This window comes from Bacillus sp. 22446, from assembly GCF_052044955.1.
Lineage (GTDB): Bacteria > Bacillota > Bacilli > Bacillales > Bacillaceae > Bacillus > Bacillus altitudinis.
This window is the reverse complement of record NZ_JBQEOD010000003.1, coordinates 1-23,830: the sequence shown is the minus strand read 5'-3', so window position 1 is coordinate 23,830 and position 23,830 is coordinate 1. Positions and strand designations below refer to the sequence as shown.

At 43.1% G+C, this 23,830-nt stretch carries 25 protein-coding genes; 9 read left to right on the top strand and 16 right to left on the bottom strand.

Going from position 1 to position 23,830, the window contains the following annotated elements:
• Window positions 1-6 precede the first annotated feature (6 nt).
• The 3 genes from ACTJJD_RS07425 to pta all read right to left on the bottom strand — a co-directional run bounded on the left by ACTJJD_RS07425 (window position 7) and on the right by pta (window position 2,779).
• Window positions 7-678 (bottom strand): RraA family protein, encoded by a 672-nt coding sequence (locus ACTJJD_RS07425; RefSeq protein WP_440608259.1) that lies wholly within the window; start codon window positions 676-678, stop codon window positions 7-9.
• A gap of 141 nt (window positions 679-819) precedes the next feature.
• On the bottom strand, window positions 820-1,671 hold the full coding sequence (locus ACTJJD_RS07420) for a MurR/RpiR family transcriptional regulator (RefSeq protein ID WP_265784542.1): 852 nt from the start codon (window positions 1,669-1,671) through the stop codon (window positions 820-822).
• A 136-nt stretch (window positions 1,672-1,807) separates the two neighbouring features.
• On the bottom strand, window positions 1,808-2,779 hold the full coding sequence (pta, locus tag ACTJJD_RS07415; RefSeq protein ID WP_008343597.1) for a phosphate acetyltransferase: 972 nt from the start codon (window positions 2,777-2,779) through the stop codon (window positions 1,808-1,810).
• Between the two features lie 239 nt (window positions 2,780-3,018).
• Here pta and hemQ point away from each other — a divergent pair, with 239 nt between their 5' ends.
• Together hemQ and ACTJJD_RS07405 are read left to right on the top strand one after the other, a co-directional pair.
• Window positions 3,019-3,789, top strand: a complete 771-nt coding sequence (gene hemQ, locus ACTJJD_RS07410; protein WP_024719459.1) for a hydrogen peroxide-dependent heme synthase — start codon at window positions 3,019-3,021, stop codon at window positions 3,787-3,789.
• A gap of 67 nt (window positions 3,790-3,856) precedes the next feature.
• On the top strand, window positions 3,857-5,017 hold the full coding sequence (locus ACTJJD_RS07405) for an MFS transporter (RefSeq protein WP_440608258.1): 1,161 nt from the start codon (window positions 3,857-3,859) through the stop codon (window positions 5,015-5,017).
• Between the two features lie 15 nt (window positions 5,018-5,032).
• Here ACTJJD_RS07405 and ACTJJD_RS07400 read toward each other — a convergent pair whose 3' ends face one another.
• Window positions 5,033-5,512: an Lrp/AsnC family transcriptional regulator gene (locus ACTJJD_RS07400; protein ID WP_440608257.1), complete on the bottom strand. Its 480-nt coding sequence runs from the start codon at window positions 5,510-5,512 to the stop codon at window positions 5,033-5,035.
• A gap of 145 nt (window positions 5,513-5,657) precedes the next feature.
• Here ACTJJD_RS07400 and ACTJJD_RS07395 point away from each other — a divergent pair, with 145 nt between their 5' ends.
• The 6 genes from ACTJJD_RS07395 (at window position 5,658) to ACTJJD_RS07370 (ending at window position 11,759) form a co-directional block, all read left to right on the top strand.
• A complete protein-coding gene (locus ACTJJD_RS07395; RefSeq protein ID WP_440608256.1) occupies window positions 5,658-6,890 on the top strand; it encodes an MFS transporter in 1,233 nt (410 codons plus the stop codon).
• Window positions 6,891-7,039: 149 nt separating this feature from the next.
• Entirely contained in the window at window positions 7,040-7,645 is a 606-nt protein-coding gene (locus ACTJJD_RS07390) for a bacilysin biosynthesis protein BacA (RefSeq protein ID WP_440608255.1), read from the top strand.
• 1 nt (window position 7,646) lies between these two features.
• Window positions 7,647-8,354 (top strand): cupin domain-containing protein, encoded by a 708-nt coding sequence (locus ACTJJD_RS07385; RefSeq protein ID WP_342462072.1) that lies wholly within the window; start codon window positions 7,647-7,649, stop codon window positions 8,352-8,354.
• Window positions 8,351-9,112, top strand: coding sequence for an SDR family NAD(P)-dependent oxidoreductase (locus tag ACTJJD_RS07380; RefSeq protein WP_008343608.1), 762 nt, complete (start codon window positions 8,351-8,353; stop codon window positions 9,110-9,112). Before ACTJJD_RS07385 ends, ACTJJD_RS07380 begins: the two co-directional genes overlap by 4 nt.
• Window positions 9,113-9,126: 14 nt before the next feature.
• Window positions 9,127-10,548: an ATP-grasp domain-containing protein gene (locus ACTJJD_RS07375; protein WP_268430404.1), complete on the top strand. Its 1,422-nt coding sequence runs from the start codon at window positions 9,127-9,129 to the stop codon at window positions 10,546-10,548.
• 17 nt (window positions 10,549-10,565) lie between these two features.
• Window positions 10,566-11,759 carry an aminotransferase class I/II-fold pyridoxal phosphate-dependent enzyme gene (locus ACTJJD_RS07370; protein ID WP_440608254.1) on the top strand — a complete coding sequence of 398 codons (1,194 nt, stop codon included), beginning with the start codon at window positions 10,566-10,568 and terminating at the stop codon, window positions 11,757-11,759.
• Window positions 11,760-11,774: 15 nt separating this feature from the next.
• Here the strand turns inward: ACTJJD_RS07370 and ACTJJD_RS07365 are convergent, their stop codons facing one another.
• The 12 genes from ACTJJD_RS07365 to ACTJJD_RS07310 form a co-directional block, all read right to left on the bottom strand.
• Complete coding sequence (locus ACTJJD_RS07365) at window positions 11,775-12,566, bottom strand: SDR family oxidoreductase (protein ID WP_440608253.1); 792 nt, start codon at window positions 12,564-12,566, stop codon at window positions 11,775-11,777.
• Window positions 12,567-12,658: 92 nt separating this feature from the next.
• Window positions 12,659-13,114: a dTDP-4-dehydrorhamnose 3,5-epimerase family protein gene (locus ACTJJD_RS07360; RefSeq protein ID WP_440608252.1), complete on the bottom strand. Its 456-nt coding sequence runs from the start codon at window positions 13,112-13,114 to the stop codon at window positions 12,659-12,661.
• Complete coding sequence (rfbD, locus tag ACTJJD_RS07355; RefSeq protein ID WP_343489787.1) at window positions 13,107-13,961, bottom strand: dTDP-4-dehydrorhamnose reductase; 855 nt, start codon at window positions 13,959-13,961, stop codon at window positions 13,107-13,109. Before rfbD ends, ACTJJD_RS07360 begins: the two co-directional genes overlap by 8 nt.
• Window positions 13,962-13,964: 3 nt before the next feature.
• Window positions 13,965-14,930 (bottom strand): dTDP-glucose 4,6-dehydratase, encoded by a 966-nt coding sequence (gene rfbB / locus ACTJJD_RS07350; RefSeq protein WP_024719470.1) that lies wholly within the window; start codon window positions 14,928-14,930, stop codon window positions 13,965-13,967.
• A complete protein-coding gene (locus ACTJJD_RS07345; protein WP_440608251.1) occupies window positions 14,927-15,667 on the bottom strand; it encodes a sugar phosphate nucleotidyltransferase in 741 nt (246 codons plus the stop codon). Before ACTJJD_RS07345 ends, rfbB begins: the two co-directional genes overlap by 4 nt.
• A 2-nt stretch (window positions 15,668-15,669) precedes the next feature.
• The gene (locus ACTJJD_RS07340; RefSeq protein ID WP_440608250.1) at window positions 15,670-16,698 is read right to left on the bottom strand and encodes a glycosyltransferase; all 1,029 of its coding nucleotides are present in this window, start codon (window positions 16,696-16,698) and stop codon (window positions 15,670-15,672) included.
• Window positions 16,695-17,435 carry a cytidylyltransferase domain-containing protein gene (locus tag ACTJJD_RS07335; RefSeq protein WP_034647682.1) on the bottom strand — a complete coding sequence of 247 codons (741 nt, stop codon included), beginning with the start codon at window positions 17,433-17,435 and terminating at the stop codon, window positions 16,695-16,697. The genes ACTJJD_RS07340 and ACTJJD_RS07335 overlap by 4 nt, the downstream gene beginning before the upstream one ends.
• The gene (locus ACTJJD_RS07330) at window positions 17,425-18,549 is read right to left on the bottom strand and encodes an N-acetylneuraminate synthase family protein (RefSeq protein WP_440608249.1); all 1,125 of its coding nucleotides are present in this window, start codon (window positions 18,547-18,549) and stop codon (window positions 17,425-17,427) included. The genes ACTJJD_RS07335 and ACTJJD_RS07330 overlap by 11 nt, the downstream gene beginning before the upstream one ends.
• Before the next feature lies 1 nt (window position 18,550).
• Window positions 18,551-19,426 carry an N-acetyltransferase family protein gene (locus ACTJJD_RS07325; RefSeq protein WP_440608248.1) on the bottom strand — a complete coding sequence of 292 codons (876 nt, stop codon included), beginning with the start codon at window positions 19,424-19,426 and terminating at the stop codon, window positions 18,551-18,553.
• On the bottom strand, window positions 19,423-20,601 hold the full coding sequence (locus ACTJJD_RS07320) for a DegT/DnrJ/EryC1/StrS family aminotransferase (RefSeq protein WP_440608247.1): 1,179 nt from the start codon (window positions 20,599-20,601) through the stop codon (window positions 19,423-19,425). The genes ACTJJD_RS07325 and ACTJJD_RS07320 overlap by 4 nt, the downstream gene beginning before the upstream one ends.
• 21 nt (window positions 20,602-20,622) lie before the next feature.
• Window positions 20,623-22,035: a capsular polysaccharide export protein, LipB/KpsS family gene (locus tag ACTJJD_RS07315; protein ID WP_440608246.1), complete on the bottom strand. Its 1,413-nt coding sequence runs from the start codon at window positions 22,033-22,035 to the stop codon at window positions 20,623-20,625.
• A gap of 6 nt (window positions 22,036-22,041) precedes the next feature.
• Window positions 22,042-22,812 (bottom strand): glycosyltransferase family 2 protein, encoded by a 771-nt coding sequence (locus ACTJJD_RS07310; RefSeq protein ID WP_440608343.1) that lies wholly within the window; start codon window positions 22,810-22,812, stop codon window positions 22,042-22,044.
• Between the two features lie 175 nt (window positions 22,813-22,987).
• Here ACTJJD_RS07310 and ACTJJD_RS07305 point away from each other — a divergent pair, with 175 nt between their 5' ends.
• Window positions 22,988-23,662 (top strand): YIP1 family protein, encoded by a 675-nt coding sequence (locus ACTJJD_RS07305; protein ID WP_073413058.1) that lies wholly within the window; start codon window positions 22,988-22,990, stop codon window positions 23,660-23,662.
• Window positions 23,663-23,830 lie beyond the last annotated feature (168 nt).

Below are 23,830 nucleotides of genomic sequence, written 5' to 3'. Positions count from 1 at the left end.
ATTCCCCTATCCTTGAAATTTTTTCATTCTGCCTTCCAACCATGCCGGTGCTAAGAGACTGATGTCTTGCTTTCCTTCGTCCACATACTGTTGAATCGTTTTTAATCTCTGATGTTCATACGCTTGTTTCTCTTCCGCTAGTGTCAGCAGGTGTTCCGCCCTTTCCTTTGGAACGATGACGACTCCATCATCGTCAGCAATGACTAGATCACCTGGGGCTACTTTGACACCGCCGCACGAGATGGTTTGATTTAATTCCCCAGGACCATCTTTATAAGGTCCGTTTGGCATAAATCCCTTACTGTAGATTGGCAAAGCCAGCTCCTCTAAAGCGATTTTGTCGCGAACGAGCCCGTCAATCACGATTCCTTCTATTCCTACAGCCTTTGCTGAATGTGCCATCAATTCCCCTAAATAGGCATGACCCTTATGGTCTTTCCCATCAACAATCAGTACATCTCCTTCTTTAGCAGAGTAGATCGCTTGATGAAGAAATAAATTATCGCCTGGCCGTAAGCTAACAGTAAAAGCTGTGCCGACTACATTCATGCCTTTCGCAACTGGTTTGATTTGATGATCCATCGCGCCGGTGCACCCCATTACGTCTGACAGCAATGTCGAGTTAAGCTTTTTTGCCCTAGCGATAAGATCATTTGACACGAAATGAACAGTACTCATTGTTTCCACCATCCCCTTTGAGTTATATTCATTACACTTATTTTTATTAAAGTAATATTTATTACTTTTGTGATATGATCATACCACCTCGTTTTCAATTAGTAAAGCGCTTTCAAAAAATAAAAAATGAGTTCCACACGACTAATGTGTTGTGTGGTAACTCATTTTCGTTAACATATGATTGATTTGATCTAAACGTGGTTTTGTTCTTTCAGGATCATTCATCGCTAAGGCACTTAAAATGTAATCGACGATAAAGATAGCAGATACGACAGAGTTATGAGAGCCGACACTTGCTGAGGAACATGGTAATACATATTGTGCATATTTGGTTAATGGAGAGCTGTAACTGTCTGTGATTAAAAGGACTTCCACCCCATAAGACTTCGCTGCTTCCATCAAATCTTTCATACGCTTTGCATAGCGCGGATAGCTGACAGCTATAATGAAATCACCCGAGTTAAAATGAACCAAATCATCCACCCAGTCACTTTGATCTGCATCAATATACTGGCAATTCCCCAATAGCCGATTGATTCCTAACGACATGTATTCGCCAACAGGTCTTCCACTTCGAACACTTGTACACAAAACGTGTCGTGCGCTGGCTATTTTCCCAACAATCTGCTGAAAGGTTTCTTCCGTGATATTGTCTAGTGCGTACTGGATATTTTGAAATTGAAGTTCTACATGGTCATGCAAGAGCTTATTCTTATTTGAATGCTTGAGATTCGCTTCAAGTCTCGTTTGAGGGTCGGCTTTATGCTTCATAGCTGATTGAAGCTCTTTTTGGAACTCAGAAAAACCGGAATACCCCACAGCAGCAGAGAATCGCATGATCGTTGCTGTACTCGTCCCGACTTTTGACGCCAATTTATCGACAGTTAAAAAAGCGACTTCCATTGGATTTTGTACGATATAATCTGCAATTCTCCTCTGCGCATCGGTTAAAAGTGCGACCTTATGCTGAAGTTTATATATTAAATCCTCCATTATAGCACCTGCCTATCCTATCGGCTTTATCTACGATTCGTGTTTTCTTTTCACCCTTTATTGTACACATTTGGACAAAATAAAAAAACAGCCAGCACGAATCTATCGTACTGACTGCTCTAGTCGAGATGCTATTTTATAGTGCTTGAGCTGCTGTGATAAGCGCAAGATTGTAAACGTCTTCGGCATTACAGCCTCTTGAAAGATCGTTTACTGGCTGATTTAGACCTTGTAGGATTGGACCTACAGCTTCAAAGTTACCTAAGCGCTGGGCAATTTTGTAGCCAATGTTTCCAGCTTCAAGGCTAGGGAAAACAAATACGCTAGCATCGCCTTTGATGACGGAATCTGGTGCTTTTTTCGCTGCCACTGAAGGAACGAAAGCTGCATCGAATTGGAACTCTCCATCAAGAACAAGCTCAGGTGCTTTTTCTTTTGCAATGCGAACCGCTTCAGATACTTTGTCTGTTTCGTCTGATTTTGCTGAACCTTTTGTAGAGAAGCTAAGCATTGCTACACGTGGTTCGATGTCAAACATTTTTGCTGTGTTTGCACTTTCGATCGCAATTTCAGCAAGATCTTGGCTGTCTGGTGCAATGTTGATCGCACAATCAGCAAACACATATTGCTCTTCGCCGCGAGCCATAATGAAAACGCCAGAAGTTTTCTTTACGCCTTCTTTTGTTTTAATGATTTGAAGTGCTGGACGCACTGTGTCAGCAGTTGAGTGTGCTGCTCCGCTTACAAGGCCGTCTGCAAGACCTTTATACACAAGCATTGTACCGAAGTAGTTTTCATCCAGTAATGCTTTTCTCGCTTGCTCTTCTGTCGCTTTGCCTTTACGTCTTTCGACGAAAGCTTGTACAAGATCTTCAAAACCTTCATATGTATGAGGATCATACACGTCAACACCATCAAGTGTAAGACCTAATTCTTTTGCTTTTGCTTCTACTTCTTCCTTCTTACCTACAACAATTGGCTGCAAAACTTTGCCATCTGCTAGTTTTTGAACGGCTGTTAGAATGCGTTCGTCCATTCCCTCAGGAAAAACGATCTTAACTCCTTTACCTGCAACCTTTTCCTGAACTGTTGAAAAAATATCTGCCACTTCAATACCCTCCTTGATTTTACAAAAAAAGCGTTCTCTTTTAAGCATACTCTTCTTCTACATAAATTCAAACTACCAACTTACATTATAGCGCTTACAATTTAAATTCTTATTTTTCAAACTAATTAAATCAATTTCTAGAAAAGCGTTTTCGTCGTTCAAGTTTTGATCACATCTTCATTTGGACAAACTATGTTATAGTTGGAACAGATGGAAAACTGTAAATAGGAGTGAAAGAAATGAGCGAACAACATACTACAAATGAAGCAGCTCAAACACTAGACGGCTGGTATGCACTGCATGATTTTAGAACGATCGACTGGACAGCTTGGAAGTTGCTGACAAGCGATGAGCGTCAAGCCATCATTCATGAGTTCACAGGTCTATTAGAAAAATGGAAAACAGCTGAGCACAATCAGGCTGGAAGCCAAACAATCTATAGTATTGTCGGCCAAAAAGCAGATATTATGCTCATGATTTTACGTCCGACTATGGAAGAACTGGGTGAAATTGAACTTGAATTTAACAAGACACGACTAGCCGAGTTTACGATTCCAGCTTATTCTTACGTGTCAGTTGTTGAACTCAGCAACTACTTAGCAGGAGGCGGAGATGGCGGAGACCCTTACGAGAACCCGCATGTACGTGCGCGCCTCTATCCAGAGCTTCCTTCTTCTCAATATGTCTGTTTCTATCCAATGGATAAAAGACGTTCTGGCAATGACAACTGGTACATGCTTTCAATGGATGAACGTAAATCCCTTATGAGAAGCCATGGTTTAATTGGCAGAAGCTATGCTGGGAAAGTAAAACAGATCATTACAGGTTCTGTTGGCTTTGATGATTATGAGTGGGGCGTCACTCTTTTCTCTGATGATGTGCTTCAATTTAAAAAATTGGTTTACGAAATGCGATTTGATGAAGTGAGTGCACGTTACGGCGAATTTGGTTCCTTCTTTGTTGGAAATCGATTAGCAAACGAGCAACTAGCGTCTTATTTCCATGTATGATAAACTCTTAAGGCTTCGGAACTCTCCGAAGCCTTTTTATGTATTTGTTTAGAAAGGTGATCTCATCATGAAAAACTTCCCCATCGCTATTTTTGCGTTAACGCTCGGTGCGTTTTCGATTGGCATGACTGAATTTGTGATCATGGGACTTTTGCCAAATGTCGCAAATGATCTTCATGTATCTATTTCTGCTTCAGGTCAGCTGATTACCGGATATGCACTCGGTGTCGCAGTTGGCGGCCCTATTTTAACGTTATCAACTGGAAAAATGTCGAGAAAACGTCTCCTCATTCTATTAATGATTCTTTTCGTAGCAGGAAATGCTGTCGCAGCTGTATCGTCTTCTTATGGTCTCTTGATGGCTGCACGTATTTTAACGTCATTTGCTCATGGTACCTTCTTTGGTGTCGGCGCCATTATGGCTGCACGGCTCGTTCCTAAGGAGCGAAGCGCAAGTGCGATCAGCTTCATGTTTACAGGACTGACAGTAGCCAATGTACTGGGTGTGCCATTTGGCACCTTTATCGGAAATCAATTCGGCTGGCGCATGTCATTTCTCGTCATTGCCGTCATTGGTCTCATCTCCTTAATCGGTATAATCAGTTTAGTACCAAATCAATCGAAGGAAGAAGTATTAGATATTCGAAATGAAATATCGGTGTTGAAAAAGCCGCAGGTTCTCGTCTCCTTTGCGATGACGATATTCGGTTTTGCGGGTGTGTTTACCGCCTTTACGTATATCAGCCCGATCCTGCTGCAAGTGACTGGCTTTCAGGAAAACGGGGTCACCCTCATTCTTGTCCTCTTTGGGCTTGGGGTCACCATTGGGAATTTAGTCGGCGGAAAGCTTGCCGACTGGAAGCTGATGCCGAGTATTATCGTCACATTGATCTTGCTGATGACTGTCCTGTTGTTATTCACATATACATCTGCCTTTAAAGTGCCTGCCGTGCTGACGATTTTTGTTTGGGGAATCATTTCATTTATTCTCGTTCCTACCTTGCAATACCGCACGATGAACATGGCACATGAAGCCCCGACACTCGCATCAACGCTCAGTCATTCTGCCTTTAATATTGGAAATGCAGGCGGTGCAGCGCTTGGCGGTCTTGCTATCGAAATCACACATTTACAGCTTGTCTCGCTCTTTGCGGCAGGTGTAACATTCATTGGATTGATCATTACGATCATGAGCTACCAGTCAGATAAACGAATCAAAAGGACCTGAGGGCAGGTCCTTTTTCTATTTCACCACGGTCATTTCTGGCTCTTCTATTTGTTTCACACGTTCCTGAATGGGATGGGTAAAGGAATGCTCTGATAAGACAATATGAGAGACCGTTTTTGTAAAGCCAGACACATCTTGAATAAACGCTTCAATTTCTTCAAGAGAAGAAACAGACAGCTTAATGAAAAAACAGGACTGTCCTGCCACTCGATAAGCAAAGAACGCACGTGGATGCTGGTTCATAAATGTCACAAAACGCTGATACTCCCCATTTAATACGGTGACTTCCAGTAAACAGTCTATCATCAGACCCAGCTTTTTATAATTGACTTGAACAGAATACCCTTCGATAATCCCTGCATCCTCTAGTTTTCGCACTCTTTCTGCTACCGCAGGTGCTGATAAATTCACTCGTTTGGACAATTCCCTCATTGATAAGCGGGCATCTCCTCTCAATTCGTTTAAAATATGCACATCCACATCGGTGATTTTCATTCGTTACGCTCCTATCCCAAAATCGTTCCATTTGAAAAGTATTTTATGAAGATACTTATGATACGAAATGTAAAATAAAACTAAATAATGGTAGAATTTATTTTAACGGAATTAAATGAAAAAGCAAGTATGGAGGGATCACTTGATGAAAGAATCTTTAGACAGCCAGGCTTCTAAAACATTTCCCATCACACTTGCCATTGCACTCACACTTGGCGTTTTTGCGGCGGGATCGGAGGAACTGGTGATTTCACCACTGCTGCCTGATTTATCAAACTCCTTTCAGCACTCTCTTGATGTTCTCGCTCTAACCATCAGCATTTATGGGTTAGCTGTGCTGGTTGGAGCTCCGCTGCTCGTTCCTTTAGGGGACCGATATTCAAGAGAGCTGTGTTTGATGATTGGGCTGTCTTTCTTTTTGATTGGAACAGTGATGTGTGCTGCTGCCCCAAATTTGACCGTGTTTTTTGCAGGCCGTGCTATTTCAGGGCTGGCAACTGGTGTATTTGTGCCAACAGCCTATGCTCTTGTGGGCGACCGGGTTCCATACGAATATCGCGGCAAAGTGATGGGACTCATTGTTTCGAGCTGGTCTCTTTCTCTTGTCCTTGGTGTGCCCATTGGCGCCTTTATCGGCCAGAGTTTAAACTGGCGCTGGACGTTTTGGATCTTCGCTATGATGAGTCTCATTGTCCTGCTGCTTGTCATCCTTGAATCAAGAAAACAAGTCAGAGCAGCTGATCCGAAGGCACCTCAAGCTAGAGAGAAAACAGGCTCTTTATGGGGAGCTTTGAAAATTGATCGTGTGCCTGCCTATTTGACTGTGACGTTTTGCAATATGCTTGGATTTTACGGCATGTACTCGTTTTTAGGTGCTTATTTGCAAAGTCTGTTTGATGGCGGACAATCAACAGCTGGACTTCTTATTATGGCTTATGGCGTCGGCTTTTCTATGAGTATGTTTACTGGAAAATTAGCAGACTGGTTCGGTAAAACCCGTTCCCTTGTCTTTGTGCTGGGTGGAATTGCGCTTGTTCTAGCCTTGCTTCCTTATGCGCCATTCTCGTGGATGTTGCTGATTTTCGCCCTATTTATTTGGGGTGCTATGCAAAGCTTATCTGTCACGCTTCTAAGCACCGTTCTAAGCGACTGCTCTCAAACCCATCGCGGGAAAGTGATGGCTTTTTACAGCCTGGCCTCCAACCTTGCTGTTATGCTCGGTTCCGCACTGATGGGACCCGTTTATGTCCATTTCGGATATCATACGGTAGGTCTTGTCTGTGCATTGATCACACTTGTTGGTTTTATCATCAGCTTCGTCAGCTATAAACGAGAACGCGCCTTACAGAAAAAACAGCCAACTACACTTGAAACGTAAGCACATTTCACTGCACATCTCGATATGTGCAGTTTTTTAGATCAATTTTTAATATCATCATATATTACATTTTTTATAAAATTTGTTGACAATTACCAATTTTAAATTTTATAATCTAGTAAAAATTTGAAAAAGATTGGATGGTAAACATGATCCTAAAGAATGATGATGTGTTTCATTTCAAAGAAGAGCCAAGCCCTTCACCTAAGATGTTTACAGTCAACACTCTAGGCCCTAAGGGGACAAGCAGTGAATACGCAGCAAAACATTTCATCTCTCAATCCACCACTACACTCGGCACTCATATGAAACTATCCCTTTATGACACATTCGAAACTTGCATTGAACATACTCTCTCTCAACCACTTCAATTTACTCTCGTCCCACACGCATATGAAGGCATCAAACACTTCTACATGAGACCAGATCTACAGCTTTTACAAATTTTCAGATGTGACACGCCCATGTATGGTTTGGCTGTCAGACCTGATTTCCCATTCAATGAACAAATGCTCCACCAATTAAAAATTGTCTCACATCCTGCACCTGTCAATTTAATTCAATATTTCATTCACCAAAATGCTGAATTTGAACTTGTTAATTCTACAAGTACTGCCGCGCAGAAAGTAAGAGACGGCGAATTTGATTTTGCTTTAACGAATGAGGTGGCAAGAGCCACATATGGCCTCATCTTCATTCGAACGTTTAAAAGTATACCCATGAGCTGGTCCATATTCGGAAAAGGAGAGATGTAAGATGCAAACTGAACAAAAGACGCAAGAACGATATTTTCCTCAAGCGAAAAAATTAGAATGGGATAATGGCGTTATCCAATATTCCACTGTAAGAGGCGGTACGGAAGTGTTAATTTCATACGTCCCTCCCCGCACGATCATTGAACCTCACGAACATCCCGAAGCACAAATCGGTATTGTGTTAAAGGGCGAGCTTCAAATGACTGTCGGCCAATCGACTCAACTGCTCACCCCATTAGAATCAGCCTATATCGCACCACCGTTTGTCCCTCACGGCGCTTCAAATCTGACAGATGAAGAAGTGATCGCCATTGATATTAAGAGATTAAAGGATGACGAAGAATATACAGCTCCCCCCACTTATTTCTTAGACATTTTCAAAACACGGGATTTACTCCCTGGCATGGAAGTGACTTTTTTTGTGGAGGATTGGATGGAGCTGATGATTGCCAATATCCCTGGAAACGGTGGAGAAATGCCTTTTCATAAACATAGAAATGAACAAATCGGCATTTGCATCAGCGGAGGGTATGATATGACAATCGAAGGCTTTACAGAAAAGATGGAATTTGGCACCACCTATTTCTGTGATCCAAGGGAAGATCATGGGGCCATCAATCGAAAGCCAGAAGCATCAAAGTCTATTAATCTCTTCTTCCCTCCTCGCTATAATCGCTTAAAACCAAAAGCATCTAAGGTGAAGAAATGAAGCTGGATGGAAAAGTTGTCCTCATTACAGGGGGTGCGTCGGGGATTGGGCTTGCTGCTGTCAAGCTCTTCCTCGAGCATGGAGCAAAAGTAGCTGTCGCTGACATCAATGAAAGCAGCGGCAACCAACTAATTGAATCATTGCCGCATGAGCACCTTGCATTTTTTAAAACAGATATTACGAAGGAGTCTGACTGTCACCAAACCGTTCAGAGCGTGCTGAGCCGATTCGGTGCCATTGATGTCCTCATTAACAATGCAGGCATCGAAATTGTCTCACCTATTCATGAGATGGCACTGGAGGATTGGCATCGTATTCTTCAGGTCAACCTGACCGGCGTCTTTCTCATGAGTAAGCATACATTGCCGCATATGCTTGAAAAGAAGAGTGGAAGTATTATCAATACCGGATCTGTCGGAGGTCTTGTGGGCTGGCCTGACATTCCTGCATACAACGCAACAAAAGGCGGTGTCATTCAGCTCACCAAATCAATGGCCATTGACTATGCCGCTCATCAAATCAGGGTGAATTGTATTGCCCCTGGCATCATTGATACACCATTAAACGAGAAGTCCTTTTTAGACAACCACACAGAAAGTCTCGAGATCGTCAAAAAGGAAAAAGCAAAGGTGAACCCTATGCTGCGGCTTGGAAAACCTGAAGAAATTGCTGGCGTGATGCTCTTTCTCGCCTCTGATCTATCCAGCTATATGACTGGAAGTGTCGTCACAGCAGATGGCGGTTACACCGCTAGATAAAAGGAGTGCTTTCATTGAGTAAAAAAACTGTACTTGTCATTGCTGATCTAGGTGGGTGCCCGCCCCATATGTTTTATGAAAGCGTGGCGGCATCGTATCATATCGTTTCTTATATCCCGAGACCCTTTGCGATTACAAAGGGACATGCCGAGCTAATCGAAAAATACTCCATTGCCGTCATCAAAGACCGTGATTATTTTGAGACACACCCTTCTTTTGAACACCCTGATTCTATTTACTGGGCACATGATGATTATCCAAAATCAGAAGAAGAAGTTGTGGAAGACTTCATTCGAGTGGCTTCCTTTTTCAAAGCAGATGCAATCACGACCAATAATGAATTATTCATTGCACCGATGGCAAAGGCCGCTGAACGTCTTGGGCTGCGAGGTGCTGGTGTCAAGGCAGCCGAAATGGCGCGTGATAAAAGCCAAATGAGGGCTGCATTCAACGCCTCTGGCGTCAAAGCGGTGAAAACTCAGCCTGTCACGACTTTATCTGATTTCCAAAAAGCCATTGAGTCTATCGGAACACCGCTCATTTTAAAGCCTACATATTTAGCCAGTTCTATTGGCGTCACCTTGTTTCATGACAAGGCTGGAAGTGATGATCTGTTTTTACAAGTACAATCGTATTTGGAAACCATACCAGTCCCAGACGCTGTCACGTATGAAGCACCGTTTGTCGCTGAAACGTATTTAGAGGGTGCTTACGAAGATTGGTATGAAGATGAAGGATATGCTGATTATGTCAGTGTAGAAGGGCTGGTCGTAGAGGGCGAATATCTCCCTTTTGTCATACATGATAAAACCCCTCAAATCGGTTTTACAGAAACGGCTCATATCACTCCGACGATCTTAGACAATGAAGCAAAACAAATCATCATTGAAGCAGCAAGAAAGGCAAATGAAGGACTAGGTCTTGAACATTGTGCAACCCATACAGAAATCAAACTCATGAAAAATCGAGAAACTGGACTGATCGAATCAGCGGCTCGATTCGCTGGCTGGAATATGATCCCGAATATTAAAAAGGTCTTTGGCGTCGATATGGCCAAGCTATTGATTGATGTATTAGTTGATGGTAAAAAGGCTGTACTGCCAAAACAGCTGCTTTCTGGACATACATTTTATGTAGCGGACTGCCACCTGTACCCTCAGCATTTTAAAGAGAGTGGGCTTATCCCACCTGAAGCCACACATATTACCATTGATCATGTGTCTATTCCAGAAGGGGCATTCGTTGGAGATACTGCGATTGTCAGTCAATCATTCCCTGCCAAAGGGACTATGGTGGATCTTGCTTTATTTGAAGCTTTTAATGGAATCGTATCTCTTGAATTAAAAGGATCATCCTCACAAGACGTTGCCGCGTCCATCCGCAACATTCAGAAACAGGCAACGATTCAGTTAATGGATGAATTAGTGAAGGGATAGAAAGAGAGGCTGCTGTGGTGAAAATGTTAGCATCTAAAATGATTGAACGGCTGCCTGAACAGAAATTCGGCACCGTCTTTGAAAAAATTGCTCAAAAGACAAAAAACGGAGCAAACATCATGAATCTAGGTCAGGGAAACCCTGATCTACCAACTCCTGCCCATATCGTGAGTGCCCTACAGGAGTCAGCGGGTGTTTTGCCATTTCAACAATATGCCCCTTTTAGAGGCTTTGACTTTTTCAAACAAGCCATTGCAGATTTTTATAGATCGGAATTCGGTGCTGAGATTGATCCGCAGAAGGAAATTGCTCTTTTCACTGGCGGAAAAACGGGACTGTATGTCATGAGTCAGTGTCTGCTTGATCCAGGAGATATCGCACTCGTTCCCGATCCAGGATACCCTGAATATCATTCAGGCATTTTGATGGCGGACGCCCAGCCATACAGTATCATACTTGAAGAGAAAAATGGCTATTTACCAGATCTCTCCTCTATTGATCGTGACGTAGTCAAAAAAGCAAAAGTACTGTTCTTGAATTATCCGAATAACCCCACGGGTGCTGTCGCAAATGAGGCATTCTTTGAAGAGGCTGCTACCTTTGCGGCCGCTCACGAACTGTATGTTATTCATGATTTCGCCTATGGGTCATTTCATTATGAACAAACACCCGTGAGCTTCATGAATACTCCTCTCGGGAAAAGTGTAGGCGTCGAATTATATTCTCTATCAAAGACTTTTAATATGGCAGGATGGAGAGTCGCCTTTGCTGTTGGAAATGAGGAGATCATCCAAGCCATCAACACCTTTCAAGACCACGTGTTTGTCAGTATGTATGGCGGATTTCAACATGCTGCGACTGCTGCCTTGCAAAGTGATGACCGTCATATTCAATCATTAAGGGCGGTATACCTTGAACGAATCAATTTCTTCATCCGGCAAGCGGCGAGAAAGCTTGGCTGGACAATCAAACGTCCACCCGGCGCCTTTTATTTATGGGCTCCGATTCCTGATGACTTTGAACATTCTCATGCCTTTGCTGACTATTTACTCGAACATGCCGATGTTGTCGTCACGCCTGGAGGAGTATTTGGAGCCAATGGGAGCCGTCATGTACGCATTTCCATGGTTGCCCCGATTGAAGAGCTTGCTCTCTTTATCGACCGTCTGTCCATCCTCCCCATTCGATTTCATCAAAAAACCCGCCTATAGCGGGTTTTTTTCAGTTTATATACTTTTCATCGTTCCACCGTCTACGGAGATTTGTTGGCCTGTGATATAAGAAGCTTCCTCTGATGCCATAAAAGCTGCCAATGACGCCATCTCACTCGCTGAGCCTACTCTTTGCATTGGGATACCTGATGCGACAGCTTGTACAGCCTGCTCTCGTGACACTCCCTGCTTCGTCATCATATTGCCGATAAATTGTTCATACCGATCGGTTGCAATAAAACCAGGATTTAAACAATTCACCGTAATACTAGACGACGCAAGCTGTGTCGCTGCATTTTTACTGGCATTAATAATCGCTGCATTCATCATACTATTCGTAAACATTTGTTCACCAGGTTCCTTCCACAGGTTCCCGACAATTTGAATGATCCGTCCATATTCATGTCTTTTCATCAATGCTACTGCACGCTTCATTGTATCTACGTAGGCGATGGCTTTTTGGGAGAAAGCAGCCAGCATCTGGTCAGGTTCACATGAATCAAATGTATCTGGTTTTCCTCCTGGAATGTTATTGATCAGCACATCGAGTCTGCCAAACTCCTTTTCTATTTCTTCAAAGGCTTCCGACCTCACCGCTTCAACCGACATATCTCCACAGAATAGAGACAGCGGTTCCTTTGTTTCTGTCATATCTTGAATGTGCTGTTTCGTCTGTTCAAGTGAGGCCATATTTCTAGAGTTGATGATCACCTTCATATCGCTCTGGGCGGCAAGTTTTATTGCGATTGCCTTTCCAATGCCTGTACTTGCCCCTGTTACAAATGCAATTCTTTTAGACAAACTCATCCACATCCCTTTTCATCAATATACATAAAATGACACATACAGAATGTATTTCAACAAAAAAAGACCTTTCTCCTGCGAAAGGCCTCTCTTCTCTATTTAAATGTCGTTTCCCAATTAAATCCGATCGCCTCATCATTCCACGCAATTCTCTTCTCATCTGGGTTTTTTGGGTCGTACGATTCTGTTGTAAAATACACAATCTGCAGCGGCGTCTCCCCTAATACGCGGTAGCCATGGGCAACTCCCTTTGGGATGAGGAGCAGCATCGGATTATCTTCTCCCATATAATACACATCGGTTTGACCCTTTGTCGGGGAATCCTCTCTTAAATCGTATAAAACGACCTGTGCATGACCTGCTGGGAAAAACCAAACATCGTCTTGTTTTTCATGATAATGAAAGGCTTTGATCACTCCTGGGAAACTTTTCGACCACGACGCCTGCCCAAATCGTTTTAGCATCGGTTCGTCATCTCGAATAAGCTCTGCGAAAAAGCCGCGATCATCACAATGTTTCAAGAGTTTTTTCGTTTGTACACCATCAATCATGCTGCTCGAATCTCCCTTCTTTCTGCAAGTATTCGTGAAGTGCATCCTTCCAATGTCTTGGCTTCCAGCCTGTCGCTTCAATCGCTTGCAGGTCTAAAACAGAGTAGGCGGGCCGAGGTGTTTGGAAGCCATACTCTTCAGTGGAAATGGGCTCAATTATCGTAGACAGACCGCTTGCTGCCACAATTTCTGCCGCAAAGTCAAACCATGAACAGCTTGCTCGGTTACTGACATGATAAATACCTGCTTTCTGGTCAAACAAGTGAATCAAAGCTTCTGCGGCATCCTTTGTATAAGTAGGAGACCCTAACTGATCATTGACGATGCGCAAATGATCCTTCGTTTCAGCCAGCCGAAGAATGGTATTCACAAAGTTATGTCCCTCATGTCCATAAAGCCACGATGTCCGAATGATCTTCACTTCATCTGACACAAGATGAATCAATTCTTCTCCAAGTTTTTTACTTTTCCCATAAATGGTTTGCGGATCTGCTTGTGCATCAACTTGGTAAGGGGTATCCGCTTGCCCATCAAACACATAATCTGTGCTGACATGTAATACATCAGCCCCTACGTTTTTAGCTTCAAGCGCTGTATAGTAGGCGCCAATCCCATTCACAAGATAGGCTTTTTCCGTTTCTGTTTCGCATTGATCCACAGACGTATAAGCAGCCGCACTGACAACAATATCCGGACAGAAATGTCTCATTGCATGTCTGACTGCCTGTTGATCTGTGATATTCAACATACTCCTTGTTAAAGCAATGACTGTGATGTCTTTTTCTTTCAGCTGTTTCGTCAATTCTTTCCCTAATTGGCCGCCTGCACCGGTGATTAAAACTTTCATCGGTCACCCTTCTTCACTTTGATCATATTTGGCACGATACCAATCGATCGTTTTTTCGATACCTTTTTCGAATGAAGTTGCCTGCACCCAGCCAAGCTCTTCTTTTAACTTACTGGCATCAATGGCATACCGCCTGTCATGCCCTTTCCGGTCTTGAATAAACGCGATTTGGTCATGAGAGATGCCTAGATGTGTGAGAATGGTTTTGGTTAAATCAAGATTTGTTTTCTCGTTGCCGCCGCCAATATTGTACACCTGACCGGCTGTTCCGTTTTCTACTACTTGTTTTACGGCTCTCGCATGATCCTCTACATACAGCCAATCGCGGATCTGCTGGCCGTCTCCGTAAATCGGAATCTTTTCACCATTGACCGCTTTTCTTATAATGGTTGGGATTAATTTTTCTTCATGCTGATAAGGTCCGTAGTTGTTGCTGCATCTTGTGATCATTGCGGGTAGTTGGTGGGTGTGGATATAAGATTTCACAAGCAAGTCTGAACTTGCCTTGCTTGCTGAATAAGGATTATTCGGTGAAAGTGGTGTTTGTTCTGTGAAAGCAGGATCATCCGGCTCCAAATCTCCATATACTTCATCTGTCGAAATATGAATAAGTTTTTTCGCCTTTCCCTTTAAGACAGCTTCAAGCATACGATAGGTACCAAGGACATTTGTTTGGATAAAGGGTTCTGCTGACTCAATACTGCGATCAACATGTGATTCTGCTGCGAAATGAATGATGGCATCATAGGCTTCATCAAATACTTGATCTAGTTCGTCTTGCAGCGTAATATCTCCCTGAACAAAACGGAAATGAGGTAGCTTTGATAAATATTCCATCTCCTCTGGATGACTGGCATATGTTAATTTATCAAATACGGTAAGCCGGACATCGGATTCTTGAAGCAGCAGCTTCACAAAATTCAGTCCAATAAACCCTGCTCCACCTGTAATTAAATAAGACTTAGTCATTCGTATCCCTCTTTTTCCTTCATCGTTTCAAACATTTTTGTAGATGCTTCGTGGAGAGATTCATGTGTTCCTGCATCAATCCACCACCCTTTTAACATATCATAGGTCAGCTGGCTATTTGAGATGTAGAGATTATTCACATCAGTAATCTCTAGTTCACCTCGATCTGACGGCGAGATTTCCTCGATATATTGAAAGACGTCTTGATCATAAAAATAGATGCCCGTGACGCAGTAAGATGACCTCGGGTGCTCTGGCTTTTCTTCTATTGATAAAATTCGGTGATGAGCAGGATCAATTTCTGCAATGCCAAACCGTTTTGGATCTGCCACCTCTTTCAATAAAACCTTGGCTCCGCTTTCTTGTTGCCGAAAGACGTCGACAAAAGGGCGTAATGAATCTTCAAATACATTATCACCAAGCATCAGCACAAATTTTTCCCCTTGAGCAAAGGGCTTTGCATAGGATAAACCATCGGAAATACCAGACGCTTCTGGCTGTACTTGATACACAATGTTCATCCCAAGTTCACAATCATCTTCCAGTAACTTTTGAAACAACGGTATTTGTTCTTCCTGTGAAATCAGCATCACATCTACAATTCCTGCTTCTTTCAGTTTGAATAATGACCAATAAATCATCGGGTATGGACCAACCGGCAGCAAGTGTTTGTTGAAAATCTTCGTTAATGGTGCCAGCCGTGATCCTTTTCCTCCTGCTAAAATAACTCCCTTCACATCTACACATCCTTATGTTCTTTTTGGTGTGAATTCATGAGGTGTATAAGAATGTTTTTCACTCGTTCGATTCCTTTTCCATCAATGAGTGAACGTCCATTAAGATGAATGCTTCTGCGGAGAAAATAGCTGTCAGACAGTTTTTGAACAGCTTGCAACAGGTCTTTTTCTTCCACAAGGTCACCTAATCCAAGGTGAAAACAAGCGCCCTTTTGCGCAAACATGCTCGCTGTCACTGCTTGGTGGTCTACTTGCGATAGGACAATGCTGGGCACCCCGATACAAATTACCTCATATAACGTCATACCGCCTGCTACGATAGCCACATCAGCTTCTGATAAAAGAACCGGTAGTTGATCTGTATGTTGAATGAATTGGATATGTTCTGCCTCTACTTGCTCTTTGATGTGAGAGGCTTTTCCTGCGACCGCTAAAATGTCTAGGTGATTTGTTTGAAGAAGCGCCGATACAGCCTTTGATAACAGGCCGCACGGATCACTACCGCCAAGGCTGATGACCACCTTTTTACATTCTTTCCGAACCTCATATGTGTCTTTGAATCGATTAATCTCGTGATCTAACAATAAATAGGGCGTTCCATGATAATAAGCCGTGCCATTAAGCTGCTCGTGCTTCCCGTCCAGACCGCCATAAATGCCGTTTATGACCGTGTCTGCAAGCTGACAGGCTTCCTCTCTTTTTTCCTCAAATAAGACCAGCCTCGCACTATCGCAGGAATCTTTGATCGTTTGAAGAAACTGAAGATCACAATCAAGGACATCTATGACTAAAAGGTCAGGCTTTAGCTTTTTGATGTCTTGTTGGATTTGTAGAAGCGCATTCGACTCATGCACCATCTGAACGTGCCACTCTGGGTTCGAAAGCATTTCTACACAAATCTGATCATTTGTATAGAAATATAAATCGTCCCCTTCCTGAAGCAGTTCTTTTGCCAAACGTTTCATTCTGACGACATGACCCATTCCTCTTAAAAAACCCCCATAAACAACAATCATGATTTTTTTGTTCATTCAGCATCCTTCTGTCTCACAGATTGATTCAAACGAACAATGTCTGGATGTTGTTCACAGATGGAAATGAGCTCAGCTGTCGGCACAGCAATAGAACCACCAGCTTTCTCTAATAAACGGGTAGCAAACACATAATCTTCTTCTGTATCAATCGTGAATCGATAAGCAGGATATGCAAGTTCTTTGGGCGGTGTGAATAATTGAAGGTGAAATTGCTCGGGATGCTTTCTGATATACAGCGTGACATGCTCACGTTCTGAATAAGTGAGGGGAAATTTGTCGATTTCACATAAAATAGATGCCTCAATCATTTCCCCGGAAATACCGAGTGGTGTTCCGTTCGTATATGTGTAATCAGCCTTTTCCTGTCTATGTTTTTCAAGCATTTTCGACAAAAGCGAAGGATCTATAAATGGATTGTCCCCCGTTAAACGTACAACCGTTTTAGGTTCAAATTGGCGGACAATCTGCGCAAACCGCTCAAGCACATCTGCCTCACTACCTCGAAACACCTTATAACCCTTTGACATACAGTATTGAGCCAAATAGTCATCCTCTGGCTCGACCGTTGTGGCAATCATAAGATTTTGCATTTTGTGATGGTAATCATCTGATTGCTTCACCCGCTCCACAATCAAATCAATCAGCGCCATGCCGCCGATCGGTTTCATCACTTTTTTGGGCAGTCTTGTTGACCCCATCCTAGCCTGAATGACAAAAAGCACATCATGCATCATCATGAGACTCCTGCGTGAGTACGTCTTTCCACGAAACACCTGTATGAGCTGGGATGTCTCTCACAGCCTTTGTGCCAAGTAGAACCGGCATATATCGCGGATGCAACCCCTGATTTTTTTGTCCAGGGCGCAGCACAGCTAGATTTTCTGAAGTGAGGGTTTCGCCCTTTGCAATGCCTTTTGTCGTAAAAATTCCTCGATACGCAAATTCTCGAATTTGTCCTTCAATGGCTGTTGTCGTTTTATAAGAACTGCCAAGAAGCTCCTCTGGTAATGAATGAACGTCTATTTCTGCTTGATTCCGCTGCCTTTCTGCCGCTCGAATGTGCTGAACCATTTCCTTTAATTCTTCCGGATTAAGAGCAAATGAATGATCCGCTCCGGGTAATGTTTTATCTATTGTAAAATGTTTTTCAATCATTGCTGCCCCGAGCTTCACAGCGGCTACTGGCGCTTCTGTCGGGTGTTCACTATGATCTGAAAAACCAATGACTGCTTCAGGGAAAGCGGATTTTAAGGTTTGAATCACCCGCAGGTTCGTATATGCTCTAGGCGCTGGATACTTTGCCACACAATGCATGATAGCGACTTGCTTATTTTGCTGGCTCGTAATCGTTTCGTATGCTTCATGAACATCTGCAATGGTGGCCCCAGCTGTTGAAAAAATGATTGGCTTTTGAAAAGAAGCCGTATGACGCAAAAGAGGCAAATGGTTGATTTCATAGGATGCCAGTTTAAAAGCAGGTGGATTCGTTTGATTCAATAAATCAGCCGATTCTTCGTCACACACGGTGCTTAAAAACATCAGTCCTTTTTCCTTACAACGTGTCAATAAGACAGGTAGCCATTCTGGCGGCAGCTCCATTTGTTCCACTAAAGAAAAAATAGACACTTCTTCTCCTTTGGCCGTTTCGTATAACCCCGGTTCCTTTTGATACATCCGATCCGCTTGAAACATTTGAAACTTCACCGCATCAGCCCCTGCTTCTTTTGCCACATCAATTAAAGCAAGTGCCTGATCCAGCTTTCCATCATGGTTAATACCTGCCTCTGCAATGATAAAGACAGGCGCACCATCTCCCACTTTGCGATCTCCAATATAGAAATGCGCCATCTTACCTCTCTCCTTTTTTCGGCCACACATGGTAATACAAAAAGGCATTTGTTGTCCTAAACCCCATCTTTTCGTACAGCTGGATGGCTGTCGTATTATGAAGCTGTGTCCCCGCAGAAATGAAGTGATGCCCTCTGTGATGAGACACTTTCATCATCTCAATAAACAGCTTTTTTCCGATCCCTTTTCCTTGAACATCCGGTCTAATCGCAAAAAGCTCAAGCCACATCTCATGCCCCTTTGTCATACCTTGAATTAAGCCAACCACTTCATCATTCACCTTGGCAACGAGGTTAATATCTGCGCGTCCAAGTAGGTTGTTTCTCATCCATTCCTGATAAAAATGCTGAACAACACGCTGGTCTAAATATGGATCAAGGGCATAACGGCTTTTCACAAAAGCCTGATCACCTAGTAATACCGCCTCATCGTAATCCTTTTCATCTGGCACACCCATCACCACATCTTGATCTGATGATGGCATCTCCATGAGGGCTGGCGGTGCCTCAAGCCTAGTGAGACCACCGACATAATACACATGGGATAGTTTTTGAACAATGCGGTTTTTTTCAAGATCAGCCGCCTCAAGACGTAAAAAGAAAAAATCACATTTTTCTGTTCTCATCCAATTGATGAATCTTTCCATCAATTCTTTAAAGAGCAGCGCTGATTCAGCTTCCACAAACTTCACATGAAAAATATGCTTATCAAAAATGCCGCTCTCCCATTTGGACCAATCGTATAACAGCACTGCTTTGAGCTTAGCGCCGCTGACAAGAGCAAACTGCTTGAATCCTGCCATGCGTTCCGCTTCATGACCATATGTTTTCAGCCAAGCTGCCAGCACCTGATCGTCTATTGCATGAACGACTTTCATGAAGAGGCCTTCTTGTCTTTTAAAATTGACACGACTGCGGTGATGACATCCTGCACATCTTCATCTGTCATACTTGGATAGAGCGGGAGCGAAAGCGTTCGTTTGTAATAAGTGAGTGCCTCAGGGAAATCCTCTGGTGAATGGTTGTAGGTCTCTTGATAATATGGATGCAAGTGAACGGGAATAAAATGAACACTCGTGCCGATTTTATATTCCTTTTGCAGCTGATCAATCATGTCATCGCGTGTGACCAGTGCTTCTTTTGGATCAACTTGCAGCACATATAAATGCCACGCATGTCTTCCCTCATCATGTACAGGCGGCAAGATGAGACCAGCTTCATGTTGAAATGCCTGATTGTATGTCTTCGCAATCTGTTCTCTGCGTGTCTGCATCTCCTTCAACCGGCTTAGCTGAACGAGCCCTAACGATGCTTGCACGTCAAACATGTTCATTTTATAGCCCGGTTCCTCGACCTCGTAATACCATGTTCCCTTTTCTCCATAACGATTCCACGCTCCCTTACTCATGCCGTGAAGCGCCAGCCTTCTGATTCTAGCCGCAAGTGCATCATCATTTGTCGTCAGCATGCCGCCTTCACCAGTCGCTATGTTTTTCGTTGCATAAAAACTAAAAGCGGTCGCATCACCAATCGATCCAATAGGTTGATCATGATAGGTCGTATAGAGGGCATGAGCGGCATCCTCCAGCACGAACAAATCATACTTTTTGGCAATCGTTAAAATTCGGTCCATATCACACGATTGACCAGCAAAATGTACAGGGACAACCGCTTTCGTATGTGGTGTAATGGCCGCTTCTAATTTTTTCGCATCTAGATTGAGTGTCGCCGGATCAATATCCACGAAAATAGGGGCTGCCCCCGTATGGATGATCGTATTGGCTGTTGCGCAGAACGTCAGAGGCGTTGTGATGACCTCATCACCAGCTCCAATACCTCTCGCCTTTAACGCTAAAAATAGAGCAGCTGTACATGAATTAACTGCTATCGCGTGCTTCGCTCCAGTCAGCTGCCTAAACTCTTCTTCAAACTGTCTAACTTTTGGTCCGGTGGACAACCAGCCGGACTTTAATGTTCCAATGACTTCATCAATTTCTTCCTGTTCAATAAAAGGCAGTGCATAAGGAAGAAATTGTGCTCTCTTTTGTCCCATATCGCTTGCACACCCCTATCTTCATCTCTGAAAATCCACGCCTGTTTTTGTTTTGAGCAGAGAAAGCAGAACATCGGTCGATTGTGCATGCGGATAATGTTCTTGAATGAAACGAGCCCCTTGCTGTTTCGCCAGCTTCATTTCTTGTTCATCCGATAAAATACGGATCGCTTTATCGGCCAGCTCAATAGGGTTTTCCATGTGGCAGCTGCCAAGCGACTCGTAATAAGGGTATCTTCTGCCTTCTGTCATTTTTCCAATCAGTACACTCTTTTTAAAGAGCATTGCTTCCAGACCAACTGTTGATGTGAGCGTAATGACCATATCCATATACGGCAGGAGGTCATACAAGTCGATCTCTTTTTTAATTAATCTCACATGGTTCCCCGCACGTTCAATCGCTGTGTAGTCATTTAATCGATTTCGAGCGATTTCCCACGGATGCGGCTTCATAATCAGCTGAATGTCTTTCCGTTTTGCAATCGTTTTAAGAACATCACCGTAAAAGGCTTCTGAAAACGGCTGTGTTGCCACGAGCACAGTCTTTTTGGCAGGATTGAAGTTCAATTTACGAAAGACCATTTCCTGTTGAAGCGGTGTTCGCTCCTGCACCAAATCAAATCTCGGGTGACCTGTGATCTCCACCTGCTCAGGCTGACAGCCTTTGTCTACATACCAGTCCTTTTCATATTTTCCAAACACCCCGTGGCAGGTGGTGAAAATCGGCAAAAAGGCTTCGTCTCCCATGAGCGCACCGTGCTGAAGACAAATACTTGTGAGATGGCGCTTCACGGTTTGCAAGGCGAGCACACGGCTGTAGGCGTCCTCCGTCGTACCAACCACGACAGCTGTGATCGGCTGCATCTCAAATAGCGTTTCTATTTGGTCAATCACATCAATAAATTGCACAATGTCCTTCCGAAGCTTTTCTCTAAAAAAGACATTGCCAAAGACAGGATGGTGGGCGTAAGGTTTCAATAGAGCATTTGCTTTTTCAATATATTCAACATGAGCTTCTTTATTAACCTCTCCGGCTAATTCCGGCTTGCTGATCACTGGTAATCCGAAATAATCAGCCTTCTTCCAGCGCGCGAGCACCACTGTTTGGTTCGGATGGAACCGCATGTAATTGTGTTCAGTAAAACGCAGGTGTTCAAAGTGAAGCAGCACCTTTCCATGACTCGGACGATAAGGGATACGCTTGATCTGCTGTTTATGCTGATCAAAAAATGGCTGAATGTCTTGCGGCTTTGGACAAGTCGTTGTCAGCTCTTCACCAAACGCCTCATCTTCCATACGTTCCCTCACTTCAGGGCTGATGTATTGATAAAAATTACTGATTAATCCAAGGGGTATGTGGCGATAGGATAAGTCTTTCATCAGATTCACATACTCAAAGTACACCTGCCAATAATGATGAATATAATGCGACACTTAAGGTCACCTCCCATGTCTTTGTTTTAATATATGGCGGAGCTCCCTGCAGGTAGACTGCGGAGGAAGTGCTTGAATAAAATCGCTTTTCTCATCTTCTGCCAACTGATAATGAATAGACTGTTCTGTGATGTAGTTTGTATCCAATACCTCATCAAAAGGGTAGAACGGATAAAAGTGATTTAATCTAAAAAAGAACCGCGCATCCCCTATTCGATAAAAATTCGGACTCTCGTCCCAGTAGGATCCAAACTCAGCTTGAATCTTTGTTAAAATGGATGCACGATGTACAACCGAGCAGTGATCAATGGCACAAGGTGCATTCCACTGCACCGTTTGCGCAGGTCGAATCGTTTCCTTTACTGGCTCTTTTTCGCTATTTAAATAGATAACTTTTGAACTAGAATAGACAATTTCTTCATTCGGACGAGCATCTAAATATTTCGTGAGCTTCTCTAAACGGTCTGGTGCATAGACATTGTCATCTGTGGCATAGGAAATATACTCGCCCTTTGCCTGTTCTAATGCTTGATTAATGAGGACGGCATAGCGTGTTTTCGCCGTTCTTTCCTCCAGCGTTTTCACCCCGCTTTGGATAAAATGGACGCGTGGATCTTTACGGAAAGGCTCAATAGCAGCAAGAGTTTGTTCGTTTGATCCATCATCCATGATAAAAAGTTCAAGGTCTGACAAGGTCTGCTGCAGCACCGCTTCAATTGATCTGCCAACGTAGGCCGCTTTGTTGTAGCTCGTCATAATGACCGTTACTTTCGTCAATGTTTTCACCTCGGTCTCTTTTAAACTATGGTTATCATATGTGTCTCCTCTTAAAGAGACTGTAGAGTGACCTATTTTTTATAAAATTGGATTTTTTTCATGATCTATCTTTGAAAAACGTAAAAATTTTGGTAATATAAGTAATCATTTATGTGTATTAAAGGAGTAAAGAACATTGGAGTATATGAAGAGTGATCTCTCCCAAGAAGAGGAAGCAAAAGGTTTTTTTCGATTCTTTAAAATTTTTGTCGCGACAAAAACGATTATTCGCTCATATGAACATACCTCTATTCCCATGTGGCTGATGATACTCCTTGCAAGTATCGCTGGTACAAGCTGGATGTACGAAGGGTATTTTAGTGAGTATATGGGCAATCATATTCCATATCCTTTTATTCTGTTACACGGAGCAGGTTTTGGTATTTTAGTAGGCAATTTTCTTCTATTTTTCGGTTCATTCATTTTACAGTGGTTAGGACGACTGTTTTTTGGCAGTAAAGCGCCGTATCGAGATGTGCTCAAAGCTTGCACACTGACGGTCATTTTTCCTTCCACCTTATTTGCTCTTACTTGGATTTTTACTGTGGGGTTGCTTGGTCCGTATACATTTGTGAAAATCTCACCCTATTTAGACCAGCACTATGAAGTATGGTATTATCTCAGTGTTTTACCACTGGTTGATGCGTATACCAAGACATGGATATTTGGGATGGCTGTTTTAGGCCTTGTCGCTGTGATGAAGCTGAGAATATGGCAGGCCTTTATCATTGCCATCACACCGATCGCCTTATTTTTTCTCATCATGACCCTTCTTTATGACGTCCAGCGGGCTATGAATTGGTTGATGTAAACAGGCATTCCTTAGATTGTTGGAAACCTTTGCAGTCTAGGCAGTACGAATATGGGGTTTGTCTGAATACTGAGGAACTGCACAAAGCAGTTCCTCAGATTGTTGACAAAGGGCTAAAATGAACTTTATTTTAGCCCTTTGTCTTCTTTTCAGCGTGATAGAAAACCT